The sequence below is a fragment of the Chitinophaga oryziterrae genome (assembly GCF_009758125.1).
Lineage (GTDB): Bacteria > Bacteroidota > Bacteroidia > Chitinophagales > Chitinophagaceae > Chitinophaga > Chitinophaga oryziterrae.
In genome coordinates, this window is the sequence record NZ_WRXO01000032.1 from 1 (window position 1) to 997 (window position 997).

Below are 997 nucleotides of genomic sequence, written 5' to 3' on the forward strand. Positions count from 1 at the left end.
AAGAATGATTCCATCAGTACCGGGATAGACCAGCCATCAAACAGGATATGATGCGATGTCCAGACCATGTGATATCGGGACTCATCCAAACGGATCAGGCTTAAACGCATTACAGGGGATTCCTCCAGGTCAAAACCCTTCTGCCGGTCTGCATCCCGGTAAGATGACAACATCTCAGATTGTATTGATCCATCATATGACCGGTAGTCCAGTATCTCCACATTGAGTGGTACATTTTTGTATACACACTGTACCGGGATACGGAACTCATCATGGTAAAACCCTGTTCGTAAGATGCTATGCTGCGACAGCAGTATCTCCCAGCTACGGGTAAATAATGCAGGTAATACATCCTGCATATCACAACTGCATTGTTCTATGTAGGCCTGGCTACCTTTTTCATAAAGACTATGGAATAACATCCCTTCCTGCAGGCTGCTTAAGCGGTATATACGCGCTATATGATCCCCCCTTTTGCTGCCCCGGTAAGGCTCCTCCATAAATTTATCCAACTCTTCATAACTGATCTCTTTGCCAAGACCATAATCTGAAGGGGTAAATACAGCCCCTGTTTGTGATATACAATGATTAATTAATTCCGTGATAGCAGAGATGTAACTTGATGAGAGCTGTGCAATCGTACTGTCTTCATAATGACGTTTGCTATAGTTCCAGTGAACAAATAACTCGCCGCCTTGCACCATGCTGTTCACATTTATCTTTACTGACTGCTGGTTACCTGCGGCAATATCAGCGCCTGTAGCTTCTTCGGCTGGCACCAGTAATTTGCCGCTATTGTCTAACTGACCTAAGTAATTAAATAACAGGTCCCATTCTGTAACGCCTGTTTGTTGCAATCCATAACCCAGACCTTTGTCGGGGATGCTACGCAGTTGTTCTTTTATACCTTTTAATAAGCTACCTGTATCTTCTTTATTTTTCAATAACACCGGGTACATCGATGTAAACCAGCCAATGGTACGACTTACATCTACTG

The 997-nt window shown here is 43.6% G+C and carries 1 protein-coding gene; it reads right to left on the minus strand.

Annotated elements, in window-relative coordinates; genetic code table 11:
• On the minus strand, nt 1-997 hold a 997-nt coding region (locus tag GO495_RS31865; RefSeq protein WP_205691380.1), incomplete at both ends, for a condensation domain-containing protein.